16 protein-coding genes are annotated in these 22,118 nt (G+C 33.9%); 7 read left to right on the top strand and 9 right to left on the bottom strand.

The annotated features are described in order from the left end of the window. Positions 1 to 217 precede the first annotated feature (217 nt). The 5 genes from BUB80_RS22140 to BUB80_RS22160 form a co-directional block, all read right to left on the bottom strand. Positions 218 to 1,114 (bottom strand): helix-turn-helix domain-containing protein, encoded by an 897-nt coding sequence (locus BUB80_RS22140; RefSeq protein ID WP_073297823.1) that lies wholly within the window; start codon positions 1,112 to 1,114, stop codon positions 218 to 220. Between the two features lie 185 nt (positions 1,115 to 1,299). Then, positions 1,300 to 2,301 (bottom strand): aldo/keto reductase, encoded by a 1,002-nt coding sequence (locus tag BUB80_RS22145; protein ID WP_073297825.1) that lies wholly within the window; start codon positions 2,299 to 2,301, stop codon positions 1,300 to 1,302. Between the two features lie 337 nt (positions 2,302 to 2,638). Then, positions 2,639 to 4,936, bottom strand: coding sequence for a GH92 family glycosyl hydrolase (locus BUB80_RS22150; RefSeq protein ID WP_073297827.1), 2,298 nt, complete (start codon positions 4,934 to 4,936; stop codon positions 2,639 to 2,641). Between the two features lie 303 nt (positions 4,937 to 5,239). Further along, positions 5,240 to 5,920, bottom strand: a complete 681-nt coding sequence (locus tag BUB80_RS22155) for a response regulator transcription factor (RefSeq protein WP_073297829.1) — start codon at positions 5,918 to 5,920, stop codon at positions 5,240 to 5,242. 17 nt (positions 5,921 to 5,937) lie between these two features. Continuing rightward, positions 5,938 to 7,185 carry a sensor histidine kinase gene (locus tag BUB80_RS22160; protein ID WP_073297830.1) on the bottom strand — a complete coding sequence of 416 codons (1,248 nt, stop codon included), beginning with the start codon at positions 7,183 to 7,185 and terminating at the stop codon, positions 5,938 to 5,940. 172 nt (positions 7,186 to 7,357) lie between these two features. Between BUB80_RS22160 and BUB80_RS22165 the strand changes: the two genes are divergently transcribed. From BUB80_RS22165 to BUB80_RS22175, 3 genes are all read left to right on the top strand, one after another. Further along, entirely contained in the window at positions 7,358 to 7,768 is a 411-nt protein-coding gene (locus tag BUB80_RS22165; RefSeq protein WP_054511942.1) for a DUF1573 domain-containing protein, read from the top strand. Between the two features lie 448 nt (positions 7,769 to 8,216). Next, entirely contained in the window at positions 8,217 to 9,098 is an 882-nt protein-coding gene (locus BUB80_RS22170) for an SDR family oxidoreductase (RefSeq protein WP_066752608.1), read from the top strand. A 78-nt stretch (positions 9,099 to 9,176) separates the two neighbouring features. Further along, positions 9,177 to 11,375 (top strand): M1 family metallopeptidase, encoded by a 2,199-nt coding sequence (locus BUB80_RS22175; RefSeq protein ID WP_073297832.1) that lies wholly within the window; start codon positions 9,177 to 9,179, stop codon positions 11,373 to 11,375. 117 nt (positions 11,376 to 11,492) lie between these two features. On the opposite strand, the gene BUB80_RS22180 is transcribed toward BUB80_RS22175, so the two are convergent. From BUB80_RS22180 to BUB80_RS22190, 3 genes are all read right to left on the bottom strand, one after another. After that, a complete protein-coding gene (locus BUB80_RS22180; RefSeq protein ID WP_073297834.1) occupies positions 11,493 to 12,305 on the bottom strand; it encodes a DUF3658 domain-containing protein in 813 nt (270 codons plus the stop codon). A 94-nt stretch (positions 12,306 to 12,399) separates the two neighbouring features. After that, positions 12,400 to 13,080: a response regulator transcription factor gene (locus BUB80_RS22185; RefSeq protein WP_073297835.1), complete on the bottom strand. Its 681-nt coding sequence runs from the start codon at positions 13,078 to 13,080 to the stop codon at positions 12,400 to 12,402. After that, the gene (locus BUB80_RS22190; protein WP_073297837.1) at positions 13,070 to 14,389 is read right to left on the bottom strand and encodes a sensor histidine kinase; all 1,320 of its coding nucleotides are present in this window, start codon (positions 14,387 to 14,389) and stop codon (positions 13,070 to 13,072) included. Before BUB80_RS22190 ends, BUB80_RS22185 begins: the two co-directional genes overlap by 11 nt. A gap of 198 nt (positions 14,390 to 14,587) precedes the next feature. Between BUB80_RS22190 and BUB80_RS22195 the strand changes: the two genes are divergently transcribed. The 4 genes from BUB80_RS22195 (at position 14,588) to BUB80_RS22210 (ending at position 20,429) form a co-directional block, all read left to right on the top strand. Continuing rightward, positions 14,588 to 14,932, top strand: coding sequence for a GLPGLI family protein (locus tag BUB80_RS22195; RefSeq protein WP_073297839.1), 345 nt, complete (start codon positions 14,588 to 14,590; stop codon positions 14,930 to 14,932). A 92-nt stretch (positions 14,933 to 15,024) separates the two neighbouring features. Next, a complete protein-coding gene (locus BUB80_RS22200; protein WP_073297841.1) occupies positions 15,025 to 15,861 on the top strand; it encodes a GLPGLI family protein in 837 nt (278 codons plus the stop codon). A gap of 229 nt (positions 15,862 to 16,090) precedes the next feature. Next, positions 16,091 to 18,463, top strand: a complete 2,373-nt coding sequence (locus BUB80_RS22205; protein ID WP_073297843.1) for a TonB-dependent receptor domain-containing protein — start codon at positions 16,091 to 16,093, stop codon at positions 18,461 to 18,463. A 100-nt stretch (positions 18,464 to 18,563) separates the two neighbouring features. Then, positions 18,564 to 20,429 carry a M1 family metallopeptidase gene (locus BUB80_RS22210; protein WP_073297845.1) on the top strand — a complete coding sequence of 622 codons (1,866 nt, stop codon included), beginning with the start codon at positions 18,564 to 18,566 and terminating at the stop codon, positions 20,427 to 20,429. 43 nt (positions 20,430 to 20,472) lie between these two features. Here the strand turns inward: BUB80_RS22210 and BUB80_RS22215 are convergent, their stop codons facing one another. After that, complete coding sequence (locus BUB80_RS22215; protein ID WP_073297847.1) at positions 20,473 to 21,843, bottom strand: phosphatase PAP2 family protein; 1,371 nt, start codon at positions 21,841 to 21,843, stop codon at positions 20,473 to 20,475. Between the last annotated feature and the right edge of the window lie 275 nt (positions 21,844 to 22,118).

The following is a 22,118-nucleotide window of genomic DNA, read 5'->3' on the forward strand; positions in this document are numbered from 1 at the left end:
GTTAAATATACAAAAAAACAACCAGTAAAACAAACTAAATTAACTGAAAATCAATATATTAAAGCCTTAACTTAATGACATTGGGCTTTAGCCCGCTTTTTTATTAATGTACAAAATTGGCTTTAGCCAAAACATAATTTTTCTCTCGCAGATTTTGCAGATAACGCAGATATTTAAATGCAATCATCTGTGAAAATCTGAGAAATCTGTGGGAGATTTAATTAAATGACTGCCTGAATTCCAACGGGGACATATTCGTTTTCTTTTTAAAAAGTGTAGAAAAAGATTGCGAATGCTCAAATCCCAATTCATAAGCGATCTCACTTACAGAAAGTGTTGTGGTAGAAAGTTTCTCTTTAGCTTTACTAATCAATTTTTCATGAATATGCTGTTGGGTATTTTGTCCGGTATGAATTCTCAAAAGATCACTTAAATAATTTGGAGAGAGATTCATAGCTTCAGCAATTTGGTGAACGGTTAAGAGACCTTTCTCTGAAGATTTATTGTCAAAATAATCATTCATAAAACGCTCAAATCTTACCAATAGTTGATGGTTATTATTTTTTCGGGTAATAAATTGTCGTTCATAAAAACGGTTGGAATATTGTAGAAGCAATTCGATTTGTGATAGAATGATTTCCTGAGTATGTCTGTCGATATGCTGACATTCTTTGTCTATTTTATTCAGAATTTCAATCAGATTATTTTCTTCATCTTCAGATAAATGCAAGGCTTCATTTACAGCATAAGAGAAAAATCCAAAGCTTGAAATTGTATTGGCTAGCGGATGTTTTAATAAAAAATCTTCGTGAAAGATCAACAAATATCCTTTGCTTTCACAATCCATCGTTTGTAAATCCAGATACTGAACCTGATTGGGAGCAGTAAAACTTAGAACTCCTTTATCGTAATCATAATGTTGCTGGCCGTATTTTATTTTTCCTGTGGCATTTCTTTTTAGAGCGACACAATAAAATCTATTTGTGAAACCTTCCCAAACTTTATCTTCAATAAAATTACTTTCAGATAGATTGATAACACTTACCAAAGGATGCTTGGGTTCAGGCAAAGAAAGTAATTTGTGGAATGCAGAAACAGATTTTATGGTGTTCATAATTGAAGTTTTTAAATGTTTTTTTCTTGGGCAGCTTTATCCGCCTTCCGCTCCCAATCTTTTGTTCGTTCCTCACAAAAGGATTTCCGCTCAAGTCGGGCTGCGATCGTATTGCGCTTTAATATAAACCTCATAGGTTTCAAAAACCTATGAGGTTTGAATTTCTAACCTATCAAAGCTACTCATTAATAATCCAAAAGTCCCATTCCGAATTCATCATAGGTTGCTCCGGTGTCTGTACCCAAAGGTACAATACTTTCCAGCTTTTGAAGATCGGCTTCACTTAGCACAATTTTACTTGCTTCAATATTTTGTTCTAGATATTTTCTGCGTTTGGTTCCCGGAATTGGAATGATTCCTTTGCTAATGATCCAGGCTAATGCCAGTTGTGATGAACTAATATTTTTCTCTTTGGCAAGACTTTCAATGGCCTCTACGAGTTCAATATTTTTATGGAAATATTGTTCTTGAAAACGAGGAATTCCTCTACGGAAATCATTTTCAGGCAAATCATCAATAGAACGAATCTGTCCGGATAAAAATCCTCTTCCCAAAGGAGAATACGCAACGAAACCGATTTCTAATTCGTTTAATGTTTTTATGACTCCTTTTTCTTCTACTGTTCTTTCAAAAAGAGAGAATTCACTTTGAACTGCCGTAATAGGATGAACGACATGCGCTCTTTTCACTGTTTCAGAAGACACTTCTGATAAACCAATGTATCCTACTTTTCCTTCTTTTACCAATTCTGCCATTGCTTCCACCGTTTCTTCAATGGGCGTATTTTTATCCAAACGATGCATGTAATACAAATCGATATAATCTGTTTTTAGATTTTTAAGAGAACGTTCAACAGCTTTTTTTATATAATCTTTGCTTCCATTGATTGCCCATGTTACTTTATCGTTGTCATCAATTTCCCAACCGAATTTTGTAGCAATAATATATTGATCTCGATTCCCATCAATCGCTTTTGCGATCAATTGTTCGTTTTTGAAAGGACCATACAAATCGGCAGTGTCCAAAAAATTCCCTCCCAATTCCAAAGAACGGTGAATGGTTGCAATGGCTTCTTTTTCGTCAGTTTTACCATACATATCTGCATCACCGAAACCTGTCATTCCCATGCATCCCAAACCTATGCTGGGAATTATTAATCCTTGATTTCCTAATTTTACTTTGTTCATATTCGTAGTGTTGATTTAACAATACAAAAGTCAGCAGAAATTAGAAATCGGGTGTATGCAAAACGATGGATGTTGTATGCGAATTACAGATAAATGAATGATGGTAATTTTGTTTCTCGCAGATTGAGCAAATTTAGCAGATGATTATGTTTGAAAATCTGCGTAATCTGCGGGAAAATTTATCCAATATTTGTCATTTTGAAGGAATTTAAAGAACGTAAATAAAGTTATGTTTAGATTCCACGCTCCACTGCGTTCCGCTCTGAATGACAGCTTTGCGGATTTTATTTGTGAAAATTCGTGTAAAACATCAGTGTGATTTGTGTTTAAACAAGAATTATTTTCTAGCCTTAGCACTCATATAAAAACTCAGTTTTCCACCATTCATAATATCAGAATGCTTCAATGTAAAGTTTTTAATTTCTTTTCCATTGAGAAGAATTTTTTCAACATATACATTTTTAGAACTTTGATTGATGGCTTCAATTTCAAAATTTTTTCCGTTTTCTAAATTCAAAACAGCATGATTTACCGCCGGGCTTCCAATCGCGTAATCTTCTGAACCCGGAGCTACAGGATAAAAACCAAGTGAACTCAAAATATACCAAGCACTCATTTGTCCAGTATCGTCATTTCCGCCTAATCCATCAGGAGTTGCTTTGTATTGCATTTCTAAAATTCGTCTGATCTGCGCTTGAGTTTTCCAAGGTTGCCCAGCCCAATTGTAGAAATAAGCAACATGATGTGCCGGTTCGTTCCCGTGAACATATCCGCCAATAATTCCTTCTCTTGTAATATCTTCTGTATCTGCAAAAAACTCGTCGGGTAAATGCATGGTGAATAACTCATCTAATTTTGAAGCGAATTTTTTCTTTCCACCCATCATTTTAATTAATTCATCCGGATTTTGCGGAACGAAGAAGCTGTAATTCCAAGAATTTCCTTCAATGAAACCTTGTCCATGCGTACTCAGTGCATTAAAATCTTTTTTGAAACTTCCATCTACTAAGCGGGGACGCATAAATCCGATGGTTTTATCAAAATTGTTTTTCCAGTTTTCAGAACGTTTGATGAATTGGTTGTAAATTTCTGTTTCACCCAAATGTTTCGCCAACTGAGCAATTGCCCAATCATCATATGCATATTCTAAGGTGTTGGAAACAGAAGTTCCACTTTTTTCTGCAGGAATATATCCTAAATCAATATATTGCCCGATGCCTTCGTAATCCCTTTTGTTGGCTGTTTCAACGCAAGCCATTAGCGCAGCTTTTGCATCACCATTATAATTTCCTTTAATAATGGCATCGGCAACTACGCTCACACTGTGATAACCACTCATACACCAATTATCATTCGCATAATGAGACCAAATAGGCAACATCTTCATCGAGAATTGATTGTAATGAGCCATCATCGATTTCACCATATCTCCATTTCTTTTAGGTTGAATAATATTAAAGAAAGGATGAAGTGCTCGATAGGTATCCCAAATAGAGAAGGTTGTATAATTCGTAAAACCTTCTGCTTTGTGAATGTTTTGATCTAAACCTTTATACTCCCCGTTAACATCTGTATAGGTTGTCGGGTTGATAAACGTATGGTACATGGCTGTATAAAAATTTGTCTTTTCAGTTTCAGAACCTTTAATGACAATTTTATTTAATTCCTTATTCCAGGTTTCCTGCGTTTTTGCTTTCACCTCATCAAAAGATAAATTACCCACTTCTTTCTCTAAGTTTTCTAGAGCATTCACCTGACTTACGGGGGAAATGGCCAATTTAACTTCAATGGCTTCATTTTCATTGGTATCGAAATCAAAATACATTTTCAGGTTCTTTCCCGCGATTTCAGGAAAGTTTTTGGTTTGGTCAAATTTTCTCCAAAAACCATTGTAAACTTGTTTTCCGTCATAATTTTTCTGTCCATAAGATTTAAATGGTTTTGAAAATTTCATAGCGAAATAAACCGTTCTCGTTCTTGCCCAACCATTGGTTTGTCGGTAACCAGTAATGGTATTTCCGTTTTCTACACGAACATATGTCCAAACATTTTTACCCTCATAATTGTAAATTCCGGCCATTAAATCCAAAATAATATGAGCTTGGTCAGACTTTGGGAATGTGTAGCGATGGACTCCGACTCTGGTTGTAGCCGTTAATTCTGCTAAAATATGATGATCGTCAAGCTTTACTTTATAATATCCGGCTTCTGCTTTCTCGTTTTGATGGGAGAATCTACTTCTGTAGCCACTTTCAGGATTTGAAGCAGTTCCGGGATTCAACTGTAATTTTCCCACGGTTGGCATAACAAGGAAATCTCCTAAATCGGAATGTCCTGTTCCACTAAAATGGGTAGAACTGAAACCTACAATTGTTTTGTCTTCATAACGATATCCGGCACAATATTTATAGACGTCACCGTTGTATTTCCCATTGAGTTCGTAAGAAATAGTATCTGTTTCAGGACTTAACTGAACAGCTCCAAAAGGCGCCGTTGCTCCGGGATACGTATGTCCCATTTTTTCCGTTCCTATTAATGGATTAACATATTGATAGAGCTTTTCGAATTGTTGAGCTTTAAGATGTAAACTAAATGATAAAAATAATAGAAAAATAGAAATTCCCGAATTTTTCATGGATGAATATTTTTTTGAAGAGTAAATTTAGATAAAATCAAAGAATAATTATTTATCGTTTTAAAGTCAGACTAAAATCATGGCAAAATATTTTTGTTGGAAAATCTCAAAGGCGCAAAGGTTTATTATATTTATGCGTTTTAAGACGCAATAAAATCAAAGATTTTCAGCAAGCGTTATGTTATATTAACTCTGCAATAATTTTCCAATCCTAAATTTTATCGAAGATAAAATCCTTGCGCCTTATAAACGGTATTTTCAATTAAAATTTGCGTCTTTGCGATATTCCAACAGATTTGTTTATCATTTTTCAGAAAACCGGAAACCTATTCCATGAAGATTTTCAATAATTATATTTTGTTCATCAACCAATAGTTTTCGCAATCTCGAAATAAATACATCCAAGCTTCGTCCCATAAAGTAATCGTCATCTCCCCAAATGGCTTTAAGAATATCTTGTCTTTTTACAACGCTATTTTTATGGCGAATAAAATATAATAACAATTCAGATTCCCTCTGGGTAAGACTAATGGTGCTTAATGTATCTTGTAACGTATAGTTTTTGGGATCAAAATCATATTTTCCGATTTTGTATTTTGATGGAGTGGTGCTTGTTTTCTTTGAACGCTTTAGGAAAACTTCAATTTTTAGAATGAGTTCTTCAATACTGAAAGGTTTTACCAAATAATCATCTGCGCCAATTTTCAGTCCTTTAATTCTGTCTTCTTTCAAAGCTTTCGCTGAAATAAAAATAATAGGGATCTCAGTGTTTTTATCACGAATGTATTGCGCTAATTCAAATCCGTTGAGTTCGGGCATCATAATATCTAAAAGGCAAATGTCAAAACTTTTGCTGTTGAATGCTTCCAATGCAGATTTTCCATCAGGATAACAATCTATATCATAATAACTTTCTAAGCTATCCTGAATAAGGAAGGCTATTGTATTATCATCTTCGGCATATAAAATTTTAGATTTTTCCATGATTTGCACTGATATTTTTAAGATGGTAAAAACAAGGTGATCGTAATTCCTCCATCCGTATTGTTTTCCACTGAAATTTTCCAGTTATGTTGCTGAACGATTTTTTTTACGTAAAATAAACCTAATCCAAAACCGTTAACCTCATCACTCTTTTTTGTATTTACTCTGTAAAATTTATCAAAAATATGAGGAATGTTTTTAGGGGGAATTCCCATCCCGTTATCTTTAAATTTTAAATATAAACCTTTTGAATCTTTAAAAGAAGAAATGATAATATTGGGTGTTGTTTCACAATACTTGATGGAGTTGTCTAAAATATTATAGACGATATTGGTAAAGTGAAATTCATCGGCAATTATTGATGTATTGTTTTCAATTTCTATTTGGATAGAAAGGTTTTCATTCTTTTGTTTTATCGTGTCTACAATTTCTAGAATGAAAGGTAATAAAACTATTTTCTGAGGCTTTAATGATAAACCGGAAGCATCATTTTTGGCAATGTTTAGTATTTTTTCAATATGATTATTAAGCTTATAGCCTTGATCTGTGATGATAGAAGTGTAGGTCTGGAGCTTAGGGTTTTCCTTTATGAGCTCTTGCTTCGTGAGTGCTTCTGAAGCCAACAATATGGATGACAGAGGAGTCTTAAACTCATGGGTCATATTGTTGATAAAATCACGCTGGAGTTCTGAGAATTTTTTCTGTTGAATGATAGTGTATATAGAATAAACATATACCAAAAGAATAATAATAAGAGCAAAGGTGAGTATATACCAAAAACGTAGTGAACTGATAAGATACGTAGCTTTATCGGGAAAACGGATGGAAAAATAATAGACTAAATTGGCATGTTTCGGAAATTTAATCATCTTCGTATTAGGACTTTCCTGATGGGTTGAAATATATTTCCCATACATCATTTGGTCACTATGGCAATTGTATAATGCGTAAACGTAATCGGTATTTATTTGTAAACGGGTAAATTCTGTTCTCAGATAATGTTCCAGTACGGCAGGATGAAATTCATTATTAATATTAACCACATAATAGTCGTTGGAAATATTCTGCACCGGACTTTCGTTAAAAGAAGTTTTTCCTCCGGATAGTTTCTCCACCACTTCCAGTAAAGCGATATTTACGGTTTGGTTAAATTTTTTATCCTCAATATTATAGGCTTGTCTGGTCCATAAAAGCTGGGCTATCAAAATTCCGATAATAGCAACAAATCCGAGTGTTATAATAATATTGAGTTTCTTTATTTCCATTTACCGAAGCAATATTATCCAAAAATATCTATTAATCTTTTATCATTAACAACTTATTAACAAATGTTTGATAGCGGTTAACATGTTGGGTTAATAATCAGCTTTACATTTGCTATATCAAAAAATAATAATCGTTTTTTTATATATTTAACTATTAATAAAATTTATACTCATGAAAAATTTAAAAATTACTGCTCTTTTAGCTGTGTTAGCATGTTCTCCGTTTTACGCAAATGTATTTCCTGCTGAAGGAACTCCTGTTGTAAGAACAATTGCAGCTGATATCACATGGAAATCAGAATCTATTGATGTTGGAAATATTCCTCAAGGAAAGCCAAAATTGATCAGATTCGAATTTACGAATACATCTAAAAAGCCAATCGTTATAGAAAATGTAGCACCATCTTGTGGATGTACTACGGCAGATTATACTAAAACGCCAATTCTTCCTGGAAAAAAAGGATTTGTAGAAGCAAGTTTTAATGCTGCAGCTGCAGGCCCATTCATGAAAACGGTTAACGTTACAACAAGTGAAAGTAAGACACCTAAAACACTTTCGTTTAAAGGAACTGTTACTGCATAATTAATTTAATCTTGTTCAATAAAAAGCAGCCTGACCATTTATTGTCAGGTTGCTTTTTTTGTTTTTTATTTGAAGCTATTTCCTGCTTTCTGCTGTATCTTTTTTGTTACGGCCTCCGCTTTGCTCCGGCCGCAACAAAAAAGGATGTCGCTTCAATCAGGGCTAGGGTGTTTGTCTACATTATATTTTTTTATCACAAAATCAACCTTCAGTTTGTTATTCCATAGGAAGCTAGAACGCAATCTTTCTCTAAACCTCACAGGTTTTTAAAACCTGTGAGGTTTGTTTTAACACATAGAATATCAAGGTTAGGATTTTCAGCCATTTCTTTAGATTCTTCAATGGTTAAGACAATAAAATGTAAAACAATTATTTATAGCATTATTTCTTGATTTATTTTAAAGCATTACATTTTAATATTCATTATTTTTAGGAAAAATTAAAACATATGAATCTATATACACAACCCATGTTGCGTGAAGATGCACTAAAAGATAAAGTAGCCATCGTTACAGGTGGTGGAAGTGGTCTTGGAAAAGCAATGACCAAATATTTTCTTCAATTGGGCGCAAAAGTGGTGATTACTTCCAGAAATTTAGAGAAACTACAGGGAACAGCAAAAGAACTGGAAGAAGAAACGGGAGGTAAAGTTCTTTGCGTTGCGTGTGATGTAAGAAATTGGGATGAGGTAGAAGCAATGAAAGAAGCTGCTTTGAAAGAATTTGGCAGAATTGATATTCTATTAAATAATGCAGCCGGAAACTTTATCTCTCCAACAGAAAGATTGACCCATTCTGCTTTTGATTCTATTTTAGATATTGTATTAAAAGGAACAAAAAACTGTACGCTTTCCGTTGGAAAACATTGGATTGATTCAAAAACTCCGGGAACCGTTTTAAATATCGTAACAACGTATGCATGGACAGGTTCTGCTTATGTCGTTCCATCAGCCTGTGCAAAAGCAGGAGTATTGGCAATGACAAGATCTCTTGCCGTTGAGTGGGGGAAATATAATATTCGATTCAATGCAATTGCACCGGGACCATTTCCTACAAAAGGAGCATGGGACAGACTACTTCCGGGAGATATGAAAGATCAATTTGATTTAGCCAAGAAAAACCCGCTTAAAAGGGTAGGTGAACATCAGGAATTGGCAAATCTTGCTGCTTATTTAGTTTCTGACTTTTCATCTTTTGTGAATGGAGAAGTCGTAACCATCGACGGTGGTGAATGGCTGCAAGGCGCAGGAGAATTTAATATGCTCGAAGATATTCCGCAAGAAATGTGGGACGCGCTGGAAGCGATGATCAAAGCAAAAAAATCAAATTAATACCTATAAAGATCCCGGATTTGTAACAATTCCGGGATTTTTTTTACCTATCCTAGTAAGATTATAAAACTTCACCGAATGAATTTTAAACTTCCAATCCTTGCTTCTGCAATGGCTGTATTCCTGTTTTCAGGATCTGCTCTTGCACAGGAAGCTCCAAAATATGATTATGCAGAGGTATTCAAGCCTTTCTTTTATCCTCAAACAGGCACAGAAACACGTTCTGCAAGTGGCCAACCCGGACATGCTTATTGGCAGAACTCAGCAGACTATAATCTGAATGTGAGCCTGAATGATACTAAAAACGAAATCACAGGAACTGCAGAAATTACTTACACCAACAACAGTCCGGATAAACTGGGCTTTCTTTGGTTACAGCTAGATCAGAATTTATTTTCAAAAGATTCCCGTGGGAATTCTGTTGTTCCTATTGCAGGAAGCAGAAACGGTGCTCATGGAGAAGAGTTTGATGGTGGATATAGAATTAAATCTGTACAACTTGACGGCAAAGATGTGAAATACACCATCACTGATACAAGAATGCAGATCGATCTTCCGAAAGAGCTTAAAGCAAAAGGAGGTATTGCCAAAATTAAAATTGACTACTCATTTGTTTCTCCAGAATACGGATCTGACAGAATGGGCGTGCAGCAAACCAAAAACGGTAAAGTTTTCACCATCGCACAATGGTATCCTAGGATGTGTGTGTATGATGATGTGTTGGGATGGAATACAATGCCTTATTTGGGAGCATCAGAATTTTACTTAGAATATGGTAATATCATTGCCAATATCACTGTACCGGCTAATCATTATGTGGTGGCTTCAGGAGAGCTTCTTAATGAAAAAGAAGTCTATAGTAAAGAAGAAAACAACCGATGGAGCCAGGCTAGGAATAGTGATAAAACAGTTACGATTCATTCAGAATCTGAAATTGGAAAAAATAATGCTTCAGGAACTAAAACATGGAAATTTAAAATAGATCAGGCCAGAGATTTTGCTTGGGCTTCTTCTTCGGCATTTGTTTTAGATGCAGCAAGAATTAATCTGCCAAGTGGGAAAAAATCTTTAGCTATTTCTGCTTATCCTGTGGAAAGTGAAGGTGAAAAAGCATGGGGAAGATCTACAGAATATACCAAAGCAGCGATAGAACATTATTCACAAAAATGGTATGAATATACTTATCCGGCAGCTACCAATGTAGCAGGAAATGAAGGCGGAATGGAATATCCGGGAATTGTTTTCTGCCATATGGATTCTAAAGGCCAAGGTCTTTGGGGGGTTACAGATCATGAATTTGGTCACAACTGGTTTCCAATGATTGTAGGATCTAACGAGAGGTTATTTGCCTGGATGGATGAAGGTTTTAATACTTTTATCAATGGTATTTCAACAGAGGCTTTCAACAAAGGGGAATATTACAAGAAACAGGATATGGCTAAAGCCGGGAGCTTTATGATGAGTGATAATCTGGAGCCGATTATGGTAGGCCCGGATAATATGAGAGAGGCAAGTATTGGTGCATTGGCTTATTATAAACCTGGTGCTGGAATGTCTATTCTAAGAGAAACTATTCTTGGGCCGGAGAAATTTGATAAAGCATTCAGAACATATATTGATCGTTGGGCTTTCAAACATCCAACCCCTTGGGACTTCTTCCATACGATGGAAAATGTTTCAGGCGAAGAATTAAATTGGTTCTGGAGAGGTTGGTTTTTTAATAAATGGAAAATTGACCAGGCCGTTAAAAATGTAAAATATATTAATGGTGATTTTAAAAACGGAGTTCAGATTACTGTTGAAAACCTTGGCCAGTTACCAATGCCTACAACGGTTCAATTGAAATTCAAAGATGGAACAACAAAAAATATAAAGATCCCCGTTGAAGTCTGGAAGAGAAATAAACAATGGATATTCAAAGTAGATTCTGATAAAGAAGTAGAGATTGTAAAGCTGGATCCGGATTCTAAAATTCCTGATATTAACATGAAAAATAATTCTTTGGCACTTTCAGATATAAAACCTGTTGATAAGATCGATACAAAAGATTTTTCAGGAACTTACGGAAGCAAAGAAACTCAATTAAAAATAACATTTATTGAAAAGAATGGTGTGCTTTATGGAAAAGCAGGAAGACAAGAGGAATTCCCTCTGGAATATTCAGGAGATAATAAATTCATTTTTGATCAGGAAAATCTTACTATTGTTTTTAGTAAAGACAAAAAAGAAATTACTCTTAAAGATGGTGGAAAAGAATTCAAATTCACTAAAGAATAATATTCTTGAAAAAAGTGTAATATAACAGTATCATTATATCTCTAAAACTTCTCTCTCGCAGAGAAGTTTTTTTGTTGATTTAGAATAGATTATAAGCTTTGTTTACGGAGATGAAACTTATTTTTTTCTGATTTCTAAGTGACGCATGATGGACCGATTTCCTTTCCATTCCAATAATTTTTCATTAATGAGCATATGGATTCTGTATAAAAGATAATAATCTCCGATGGTAGATTTTTGTTTCCCCATTGTTTCCCCAATTATTCTTGCAGCTTTTTGATAATCTGAAGTACAGTTATCTAAAATGCTCTGATCATAATATTCTTCGTTTACTGAGATGATGTCATCATCCTGCAATATTCTGTTTGTTTTTTGATCTCCTTTTAGTCTTTCCCATTCGTCGCCATATAATAATTTATGATGCTCTTCTATTTTTTTTCCGATATTGAAAATTCCATCTAAATCTTCAGGATCCTGTATGGCTAAACAATTGGTTGTATAATCGTGTTCTGAATTCACAGGCCAATCATCTAGGTTTATCTCGTGTAATTCTCGGTCTTTTAAAAGACTGCAGTAGCGGTATAGCATTAATTTTTCACCTGCCTCGCTTCCGTACCAGATAATTAATGGTTTTTCTTTTGGAAAATCAATACTGAACTCGCTGGAAAGGTCAGAAAACTGGAAGTCACTTTCATGATCATTTTCTGTAGTGTTGGGCGAACAAATAGTATCAATTTTTTTCCAGTATGAAGTGAATTTTTCGTAATCGAGAGGTGAAGTAAGGTCATTCAATGGTCCCGTGGTAAGGTCATTGTAAATACAGTGTATTTGTATTTTATCATCCGGAAAATGAGTTCTGAAATAAGATTCTAAAGTTCCTCTTCCGGGATTGCTGTACACTAAATGAATTGCTTTTTTAAAATCGATCATCACTTTATTTTTTAGTTAATCAATTAAAGGTCATAACAATGAAAACTGAAATTCATGATATAAAATTAGCATTTCTTTTTAACAAAACTTATTTTTAAGGGAAATCAATTTCAAATCCAATTCCTCTCAGCGACTGAATTTTTATTTTTGGATCTTCAATCAAATATTTTCTCAATCGGCTGATAAATACATCAAGGCTTCTTCCGGTAAAATAATCGTTGGTTTCCCAAAGCGTATCCAAAATATCATCGCGTTTTATCATTTGATGATTGTGCTTTAAAAGATACAATAGAAGATCTTTTTCACGGATGGTTAAACGGATATCTCCTTTTGGGTGAGATAGCAATAGCTTTTCAGAATCCAAGCTATAGGCTCCGATTTTCACTTGCACTTGTAGTGTAGAGTAGGATGTTCTTTTTAGGATGTTCTTAATTCTAAGAACTAATTCTTCGGGATCGCAGGGCTTTGCAATGTAATCATCAGCTCCAATTTTAAGGCCTGTCAGACGGTCTATTTTTTGGTTTTTAGCAGTCAGGAAAAGAATAGGGAATTGTGGTTTTTCTTTTAAAATTATTTTAGAAAGAGAGAAACCATCAATATTAGGCATCATAATATCTAAGATGCCGATTTGAAAATTGAAATCAGAGGTTAAAATGGGTACAACATCTTCAGGATTTTGAAACCAGGTTACGTCGAAGTCTTCCAGTTCGAGATACTGCTTAAGGATCATTCCAAAATCAGCATCGTCTTCCACCAATAGAATTTTAGTTTTCATAAGGAATGGTTATTTTAAAAGTTGTTCCTTCTTTAATCGTGCTTTCTGCTTCTATTTTTCCGTTGTATTTTTCGATGATCTTTTTAACAAAATAAAGACCTAATCCTAATCCTTTTGTATTATGAATGTTGTTAGACTGTATTCTGTAAAACTTTTCAAAAATATTTTTAAGTTCCTTTTTTTCGATGCCTTGTCCGTTATCTGAAACCTTGATTTCTAGTTTTTTTTGTGGACTAGAAATGTGAACCTCAACAATGGATGAGCCATATTTTACACTGTTTTCGCAGAGGTTTTTAATAATGGTTTCCATCAGGTTTTTATCAAAAGGAAGCTGCTGAGAAATTCCATTTTTTAAAACAAATTGAATCTGAGGATAGGTAAACGCAAGATCTTTAATAAAGAAATTCCAATCTTCAGGTTGTATTTCTGAAATTTCGTTTTCTGTTTCATCTTTATGAAGCTGCTGCATAAGGCTTTCAAGACGTGAGATCTGTCGCTCTATTAAGGGAAGCATTTCCGGATTCCAATCTTTTTTCAAAGCTTTGGATGCTATTTTTAAAGTGGCAATAGGAGTTTTAAATTCATGAGAGATATTATCTACAACAGTATGTAAAATTTCAACTTGTTTCTGCTGTTTAATTAAATTTTTAACTGTAAAAATATAAAGTACTAATACGCTTATCAGGAGCGCAATACAACATAGAAAAAGCAGGGTTAATTCCTTAAAAACGATACTTTTAATATTTAATATTTCGAAGTCTGTCTGGCTTTTTACACGGAAACTATTATTCTTAATTATTTTCTTATCATCGTCTGATGTTGATTTAGAAGAGGTTTGCCAATTTCCCGTATTTGAAATTCCTGGTTTTACAATTTTATTTCTCGTTTCAAAAAGGATAATGGGTTTTTCAAGCAGATTAGTATTACTTGGGAGAAAGATAATTGATAAATATTCTACTCTCACGGCAACTTTATAGCCTTCTTTTTCAAATTGTTTATCTACATAATTACTGAGCTGATCTATGTTATCTTTCCTATTTTGTTCAAACAGATCTAAAAAGTCTTTTTTGTTGATTTTTTTATCGGTATACTCAATGAAAATATGCTGTAGAGATTCATCTGATGCTTTTTTTAAACCTCTTCTATCTTCAAGATTATCGGTATATTGAGTAAGCTTATTATGAACACTTCTGTAAATTTCCCGCTCTTTTACCTGATAGGTCTTATACATAAAATAAGCCTGTATCCCTAAAAGAAGAAGGAACAGGGCGGCAAAGAGCGCAATGAGATTTTTACTTTTCAAAATCATGATAACAAATATAAAAACTTTAGCACTTCTTCAATAGCCGTTAACTCATCATTAACCTTTCATTAACCGAGATTATTAGATTAAATATTGATTTTTGTAGTGTCAATAAAAGTCTGTTTTTCTATTGTTTAAAAATAAAGAAATAGAAATTGGCAGCTCTATGAAATTTTTGATTGTTTACTATAATAAAATAACTCCATGGAAAAAATAAGTATTCTTTTGATGTTATCAGTTGGCGCTCTTATAAAGGCGCAATATAAAAATGATTCGTCTAAGACTGTTTACGAGCAGCGGGAAGTAACGGTGAGTGTTGAAACAAAACATAATGTTCAATGGAAAATTGAAAAAATTTCAAAAGAAAATAACAGGCACAATCTTCAAAAAGCAACCGCTGTATTCGAAGGGAAAAGCTGGACGGCTTGGTTTACTACAGATATTGCGGTTTCTGAAGGATTGTCCACATTCAAAGGGCTTCCGGGATTTGTTCTGTATTTAGAAGATAATGATAAAGATTTTGTGTATAAAAAGAATTTGAAAGGATAAAGACTAATATAAAACAAACCATGATATCATACACAAATAGGGATTAATTATTCGGTGTTGCTAATGTTTAATCCTATATAATTAATCCCTTAATGAAAAAAATAATTCTTCTTTTTATTTTAGTATCCTGCTGCATTGTTATAAATGCACAAACTCATCGGTTTATCTATGAACTTCAATATAAACCAGATTCTACCGTCGCGGAGTATGACAAACAGGAAATGGTATTAGATGTGAATCCTGATGATGTAAAATTTTATGAATATAATTTTCTAGTGAGTGACTCGATTAATATTCTGCATGGTGACAGCTCAGCTCAACATACAAGCCAGAGCGGGCAAACGCTTATTAGAAAAAAAGATTCTGATAAGAATAAAAACTACGTACAGATTATGATGATGCCTTATTATTATGTTTTTGAGACGGAAGATCATATTCAGTGGAGAATAGAACCCGAAACAAAGAAAATGGAAGGTTATAATCTTCAAAAAGCGACTACTCAATTTGGAGGTAGAAACTGGGTTGCATGGTTTACTCCAGATATTGCTATTTCAGAAGGACCTTATAAATTTAGAGGGCTGCCGGGTTTGATTATGTATGTAGAAGATAGCAAGAAAAACTTTATATACTCTTTCTCAAGAAATAAGAACTTACCAAAGACCTATAATACGAACGCCTTTGTGGAAAGACATTATTCATTAATGCCTATTGCGATTAACTTTAAGAATTGGATAAAATTAAATTTAGAATTTTATAATGATCCTTATGCAAGAATGAGAACTGATTTTCAGCCAGATTGGAATGTTCAGATTAACGGAAGAAAAATAAAAAGTAAAGAAGAGTTTGGAGAATTATCTAAACAAACGCAGGCAGAAATAAAAAAATATTATAACCCCATAGAATTGGATAAAGTGATTCCTTATCCTTAAAAAAACGTTTAACTAATTATTGTTTTAGGCTTGAATACATTGTTGTTCAAGCTTTTTTTATTTTGGCTCCAATTAATACGGAAAGATCAAAAATAGTAAAACGGGCTTTAACCTATCATTAACCTTCTGTTAACCGAAATTCTCTAAGGTAAATTAGACTTTTGTATCAGAATATTTGTCGGCTGATATTTTCTGTTTATAAACATTGGCCCTCATTAAAAAATTAATCATGTATAAATTTTTTCTTTTTTTATGTTTTCCGATTTTTATGTTTTCACAAAAGCAAAAGATTGAGGGAACCGTTTTGAATGCTCAGAATGAAAAGCTTTCTTTAGTTTCTATTGAAGTATATAATTCTCAAAATATATTGTTAAAAACATTAACGACCAATGAGAATGGAATTTTTACGCTGGAAGGTATTCCCGAAAATTCTGTGAAGCTGGTTATTAAAGATTTAGAATATTCCAAATTTGAAAAAGACCTGGATCTGGAAAAACAGAATCAGCCTTTACTGATTGTTTTGAAGAAAGACATTCAGGATATCCAAGAAGTGGTGATGACCAAGCAAAAGCCTTTAGTAAAAAGGAAAATTGACCGTTTAGAATTTAATGTAGAAAATAGTAATATTTCTTCGCTCAACGCATGGGAAATTCTTAAAAAGACACCGGGCGTAACCTCAAGTAATGATGTATTGGCGATCAAAGGAAGCCAAAGTATTCTTGTAACCATTAACGATAAAAAAGTAATGTTGACAGGTGATGAGCTGAAAAATCTATTAGAAAATACCCAAGGAAGCGATATGAAATCGGTGGAAGTAATTACGAATCCGCCTGCAAAATATGAAGCATCAGGAAGTGCTGTGTTGAACATTGTGTTAAAGAAAAATAAGATAGAAGGGTATCGTGGAGTTCTTTCTTCTAAATATGTACAAAGTCAGTATGCAAAAGGCGTAGCAGGGATTTCTCAATACTATAAGAAAGATAAACTTTCTGTAATGGGAAGCTATTACCGAGGAACCGGAACGTATTACAGAGAAGGAACGGATTATGTAAATTATATAGAAGATCAGCAAAGATGGGTCAGCACAATGAACCGTAAAGACCAAAATAAAAGCCAGAATACCTTGAATTTTAATGTAGAATATGAAATAGACAGCCTTACGAATGTAAGTCTTAATTATTCAGGTTCTTTTAATCCGAAATCTTTCGGGACGTATAATGTGCCCACTTTAATTTATAATAGTCAGGATGTTGTAGAATCTAATTATACAACAATTAATGATCATAATTCTCGCTCCATCAACAATACGGTGAGTTTTCAGGCGGATAGAAAACTAAATAAGAAAAGTAAGTTAACATGGACGAATTATTTCGCAGGAAACAACAATCAGAAATATCAAAATGTATTAACATATCTTGATTTTGTGAATCAATCGCCAAAAGAAAATAACTTTGTCACCAATAACAAAAGTGATGTTCAGTTGTATTCTACTCAATTTGATTATCAATGGAAAAACGATAAATGGGAATTAGAATCAGGTTCCAAATATAGTTTTGTAAAGACCAGTAGCCAATTAGATTTTTCGGATAATGAAAACGGTCAATTACAATACAGAGCAGATAAAAGCAATGTTTTTGATTATAAAGAACACAATTTTGCGCTTTATTCATCGCTTTCTTACAATCCCGGAAAATGGAATTTCAAAGCCGGACTTCGTGCAGAAAAAACTGATTTGGAAGGTGTCGTTTCAGAACCTTATGAGGTAAATAAAAATAACTACTGGAAATTATTCCCCACCTTATACGCCCAATATACTACAGAAGGCAATCATCAATTTGGTTTGTCTTATGGGAAAAGAATCAGCAGACCTTCCTATTCTTGGTTGAATCCTGCAAAATCATATTATAATCTATTTTCTTATTTTCAGGGAGATCCGAAATTGAAAGCAACGATTATTCATAATCTTAATTTCACATATACCTGGAAAGAATGGAATCTCGATTTTTATTACCGAAAAGAAATTTCTCCCTCGATGGAAATCTCTTATCAGGACCCGAGTAATAATAATCTGATTTATCATTATACTAATATTGAAAAAGGACAGGCGTATGGATTAAGCGTCTATAAAAATTTCCAAATCAAGCCTTGGTGGAGCTTAAGTGTTTCTGAAAATATTGAGCATAATGAAAATTATTTTATTGGGATAGATGATCTTTTATATAAGAATAAAGTTTGGAATTGGGGTTCGGATGTTTCTACAAGTTTCACTTTGCAGAAAAGTAGTGATTGGAAATTGGAAGTAGGGCATCGTTATAATTCGCCTGCTATACAGGGAACTTTCAGAATATCGAGTTCTTCGGCTACGTATCTGGTGATGAATAAAAAGTTCTTCAATAAAAAACTAGAAGGAAGTTTGATGGTTAATGATATTTTTAAAACTTCCAAAGAAAAGATCAGTACAAAATACGGAAATCAGGATAACTATTTTCTAGATTACCGAGATACCCAAAATTTTATTATTTCCTTAAAATTTAATTTTGGAAACCAAGCCGTGAAAAACGTAAAGGCAATTAAAAAAGCAGATGAACAAGATAGAATGTAGAATGTTTTTAACTAAAATTTATAATTTCTAGGAGAAAGAATCGGTGGCTGTCTGTTACAATTTCCTTAATTTTGAGACCTATCTTTTAAAATGTAGAGAAATGAAGAAATTCCTTTTCGGATTAATAATGGTCACTTCATGGCAGATATCTTCTGCGCAGGAATTGTACATGCCGAGAAATATTAAAAAAGCGTATGAAAATGGAACAAGAGATATTTCAGGGGCTCCCGGAAAAAACTATTGGCAAAACAAAGGAATTTATAATGTTGAGGTAAAAGTAGACGCCAATACCAAAATTGTTTCAGGAAAGGAAACAATTGTTTACACCAATAGCAGCCCGAATGATTTGGATGAATTAGCCATAAGATTTGTGAATAACCTTCACAAGCCTCAATCACCAAGATCTGGGTTTGTTTCTAAGGATTTTCTGTCTTCTGGTTTACATATTAAATCTTTCATCGTGAATGGTGAAAAGTATGCCATCAACAGTGAAGATTGGAGTACCGTTGAGAAAGTAAAATTGAATTCTGCTTTAAAATCTAAGGCGAAAGCTGAGGTTAAGATTGAATGGGAATATCCTTTATCCGTACAAAGTGGAAGAGAAGGGCAAATAGATCCCGAAACTTTTTACGTAGCCTATTCTTTCCCAAGAATTTCTGTGTATGACGATTACAATGGTTGGGATATGATTCAGCATTCTGACAGACAGGAGTTTTATAACGATTTTAATGATTATACATTTGCTATCTCAGCGCCTAAAAATTATGTAGTTTGGTCAACGGGAGATTTCTTAAACCCAGATGAGGTTCTTCAGGCAGAATATTTAAAAAGATATAAAGCTTCTTTAAAAAGTGATAAACTAATGCATGTTGCTACCGAACAGGAGATGAAATCGGGAAAAGTAACCAGGCAAAATAAATGGAATGTCTGGAAATTTAAAGCCAACCATATTACCGATTTTTGTTTTGCATTAAGCAATCATTATGTTTGGGATGCGGCCAGCGTTCAGTTAAAAACAAAAAGAGCCAGCGTTCAGGCAGGATACAAAGCAGGAGCAAAAGATTTTGAGCATTATGTAGACTGGATGCGTTATAATCTGGATTGGTTCTCAAAAAAATGGCCGGGTGTAGAATATCCGTACAATGTAATGACGGCGATTCAAGGATATGCAGATATGGAATATCCAATGATGATTAATGATTCTACAATTCCGGATAATTTTCAGGATGCGAGATTAACAGCTGATCATGAAATTGCACATACCTATTTCCCTTTCTATATGGGAATCAACGAAACGCGTTATGCTTTTATGGATGAAGGTTGGGCAACAACTTTGGAGTATTTAATTGGAATTGATGAAAACGGTGAAGCTGCTGCGAAAGATTTCTATAAAAATTTCAGAGTGAAAAAATGGATCAAAGATCCCTCTACGGAAGAAGATCAACCCATTATTTCAATGAGTACACAGGTAAGTGGAGCCGGATACGGAAACAATTCTTACGTAAAAGCATCTTTGTCTTATCTTGCTTTGAAAGATTATTTGGGGGATGAAATATTTAAGAAAGCATTACATCATTACATGGATAACTGGAATGGGAAACACCCGATTCCGTGGGATTATTTTTATTCGATGAATGCAGGTTCTGGAAAAAATTTAAATTGGTTTTGGAATAATTGGTTTTACACCAATAATTATATTGATTTAAAAATTGCTGACGTTTCTCAATTGAATGATCTTTTAACGGTAAATGTAGATAATGTGGGAGGGTTTGCTATTCCTTTCGATGCCATATTATCCTATGAAGACGGAACGGTTGAGAAACTTCATTTTTCCCCTGCATTATGGGAGAAAGACCAAAAGCAGGCGGTCTTAACAATCCCAATTAAAAAGAAAGTGAAGTCTGTGAACTTAGATGGAGATCTTTTCATGGATTATACACCAGGAGATAATTTCAAAAATTTATAAAATGAAAGCCTTCAAATTCTGAAGGCTTTTTGATTTTTTATCATTAAAAATAAGCGGTTAACTTTAAGCCTAATGAAAAATATTTTATTCTTTCGTTAAAATTTTCTAAGTGTACGTTTTCATTAACTACCTCCTTAGTGTTTTCGTCTGATAATTCTTTAAAACGATATCTTATATCAGTTCTGGCCTGATTATAATCGGCGTAGGCAGTAATACCCAATTCAGGATTGAGTTTATAAGTGATAGAGGCTCCGCTGCTCCATCGAAAGTTTTTAGTAGGTTTATAATTGGCAATTTCGAGTTGATTATTGGGAAGATCAATACTTGGATCTTTTATAAATACCTTTCCACTGGCTGATACAAAATATCCACCGGTAGCTTTTAACATCAATTGCCATTTGTCCGAAAGATCATGAGCAAAATAAGGGCCTATACCGAAATTTAAGAAACCTAACGATTGCGTGGTGATATCAAAATTCCCATAATCGTCACTGAATTGTTGGGGCTTTATAGGAAAACTGCTGAAAGTCATTTCGCTTCCCACTCCCCATTTTTTTGAGAAAAAATAAGCACCTTCTAATCCTCCTTCAAAACCTCTTTGCTTTCTGGTATCCAGTTCTGATTCTTTAAGGAAATTTGTGGTAGCCAATGCTGAACCTATTTTTATAGAAAGAAAAGAAGGATTACCATTGCCTTCAATTTTGGAGAGCATTCCTAAATTATCTCCTTTGTTTTTGTAAATTTTATCAATAAAAAAATAACCTAATTCAGTTGAAATAATACCTATTCCGGCTCCTGCCAAAACGTCGGATATCCAATGTTTATTATTAAGGTTTCTTCCCAGACCGGTAATAGCTGCAGCACTATATCCTCCAATACTATAAGCTTGGTTTACAACACCATATTCTTTGTGTAAAAAGGAGGCATTAGTAAACGCCATAGCGGTATGACCTGACGGAAAGGATTTATTATTGGATTCATCAGGACGTTCTACTTTGGCTGTATACTTTACTCCATTAACAATAATTCCCATTATTACAATACTGGCGGCGTAAGAAAGCGTTGCACGTCCGATATTGTTTCGTCCTTTTACTCCTGCAAGGTTTAATCCATAAACGGTAGCTGCTGGGGCATATTGCAGATAATCATCATATCTCATCTTAAAAGTAGGTAGATAACGGTTTCTGGTCTCCCGAATGTTCTCTCTTTCTCCCCAAGTTGCCGCTGCAGCAGCAAAAAGCAGGGTAGGAGCAATAGATTTTTTTACCCATTCTTTTTTTAAGAAAGGTGTTTTTACAGAAATATCTCCTGTTGAGGCCGTATATTTTGGATTGGTTTCTGTCTGAATACTGTCTTGGGCTTTATAGAGGCCTAGCTGAAGCAGTAAGCAGAGCGTTAGTGTTATTTTTTTCATCCTTTTTGTTTGTAACCTTTTAAGTGGTAGGTTTAAACAGCTGCAAAAATATAAAAAATCCTTTCTCAAATATCTGAGAAAGGATTTTTATTTAAATATTTGTCTAGTCCTGAAATAGCGATACACAAAAAAATGATCGTTATGAAAGAATACTTAGAAACGCTTTATGTCAAGCGTACACAGAAAGATTACAGTTTAAGTTTGAAACTTCAGATTGTAAAAGAAATTGAATTCGGTAAATTAGGAATTACAGAATGTCGTAAGAAATATGGTAT

This window comes from Chryseobacterium polytrichastri (assembly GCF_900142445.1).
Taxonomy (GTDB): domain Bacteria; phylum Bacteroidota; class Bacteroidia; order Flavobacteriales; family Weeksellaceae; genus Chryseobacterium; species Chryseobacterium polytrichastri.

Coding starts and splice junctions, on each gene's coding strand:
- BUB80_RS22140 (WP_073297823.1), bottom strand. CDS start 1,114: ATGAACACCATAAAATCTGTTTCTGCATTCCACAAATTACTTTCTTTG.
- BUB80_RS22145 (WP_073297825.1), bottom strand. CDS start 2,301: ATGAACAAAGTAAAATTAGGAAATCAAGGATTAATAATTCCCAGCATA.
- BUB80_RS22150 (WP_073297827.1), bottom strand. CDS start 4,936: ATGAAAAATTCGGGAATTTCTATTTTTCTATTATTTTTATCATTTAGT.
- BUB80_RS22155 (WP_073297829.1), bottom strand. CDS start 5,920: ATGGAAAAATCTAAAATTTTATATGCCGAAGATGATAATACAATAGCC.
- BUB80_RS22160 (WP_073297830.1), bottom strand. CDS start 7,185: ATGGAAATAAAGAAACTCAATATTATTATAACACTCGGATTTGTTGCT.
- BUB80_RS22165 (WP_054511942.1), top strand. CDS start 7,358: ATGAAAAATTTAAAAATTACTGCTCTTTTAGCTGTGTTAGCATGTTCT.
- BUB80_RS22170 (WP_066752608.1), top strand. CDS start 8,217: ATGAATCTATATACACAACCCATGTTGCGTGAAGATGCACTAAAAGAT.
- BUB80_RS22175 (WP_073297832.1), top strand. CDS start 9,177: ATGAATTTTAAACTTCCAATCCTTGCTTCTGCAATGGCTGTATTCCTG.
- BUB80_RS22180 (WP_073297834.1), bottom strand. CDS start 12,305: ATGATCGATTTTAAAAAAGCAATTCATTTAGTGTACAGCAATCCCGGA.
- BUB80_RS22185 (WP_073297835.1), bottom strand. CDS start 13,080: ATGAAAACTAAAATTCTATTGGTGGAAGACGATGCTGATTTTGGAATG.
- BUB80_RS22190 (WP_073297837.1), bottom strand. CDS start 14,389: ATGATTTTGAAAAGTAAAAATCTCATTGCGCTCTTTGCCGCCCTGTTC.
- BUB80_RS22195 (WP_073297839.1), top strand. CDS start 14,588: ATGGAAAAAATAAGTATTCTTTTGATGTTATCAGTTGGCGCTCTTATA.
- BUB80_RS22200 (WP_073297841.1), top strand. CDS start 15,025: ATGAAAAAAATAATTCTTCTTTTTATTTTAGTATCCTGCTGCATTGTT.
- BUB80_RS22205 (WP_073297843.1), top strand. CDS start 16,091: ATGTATAAATTTTTTCTTTTTTTATGTTTTCCGATTTTTATGTTTTCA.
- BUB80_RS22210 (WP_073297845.1), top strand. CDS start 18,564: ATGAAGAAATTCCTTTTCGGATTAATAATGGTCACTTCATGGCAGATA.
- BUB80_RS22215 (WP_073297847.1), bottom strand. CDS start 21,843: ATGAAAAAAATAACACTAACGCTCTGCTTACTGCTTCAGCTAGGCCTC.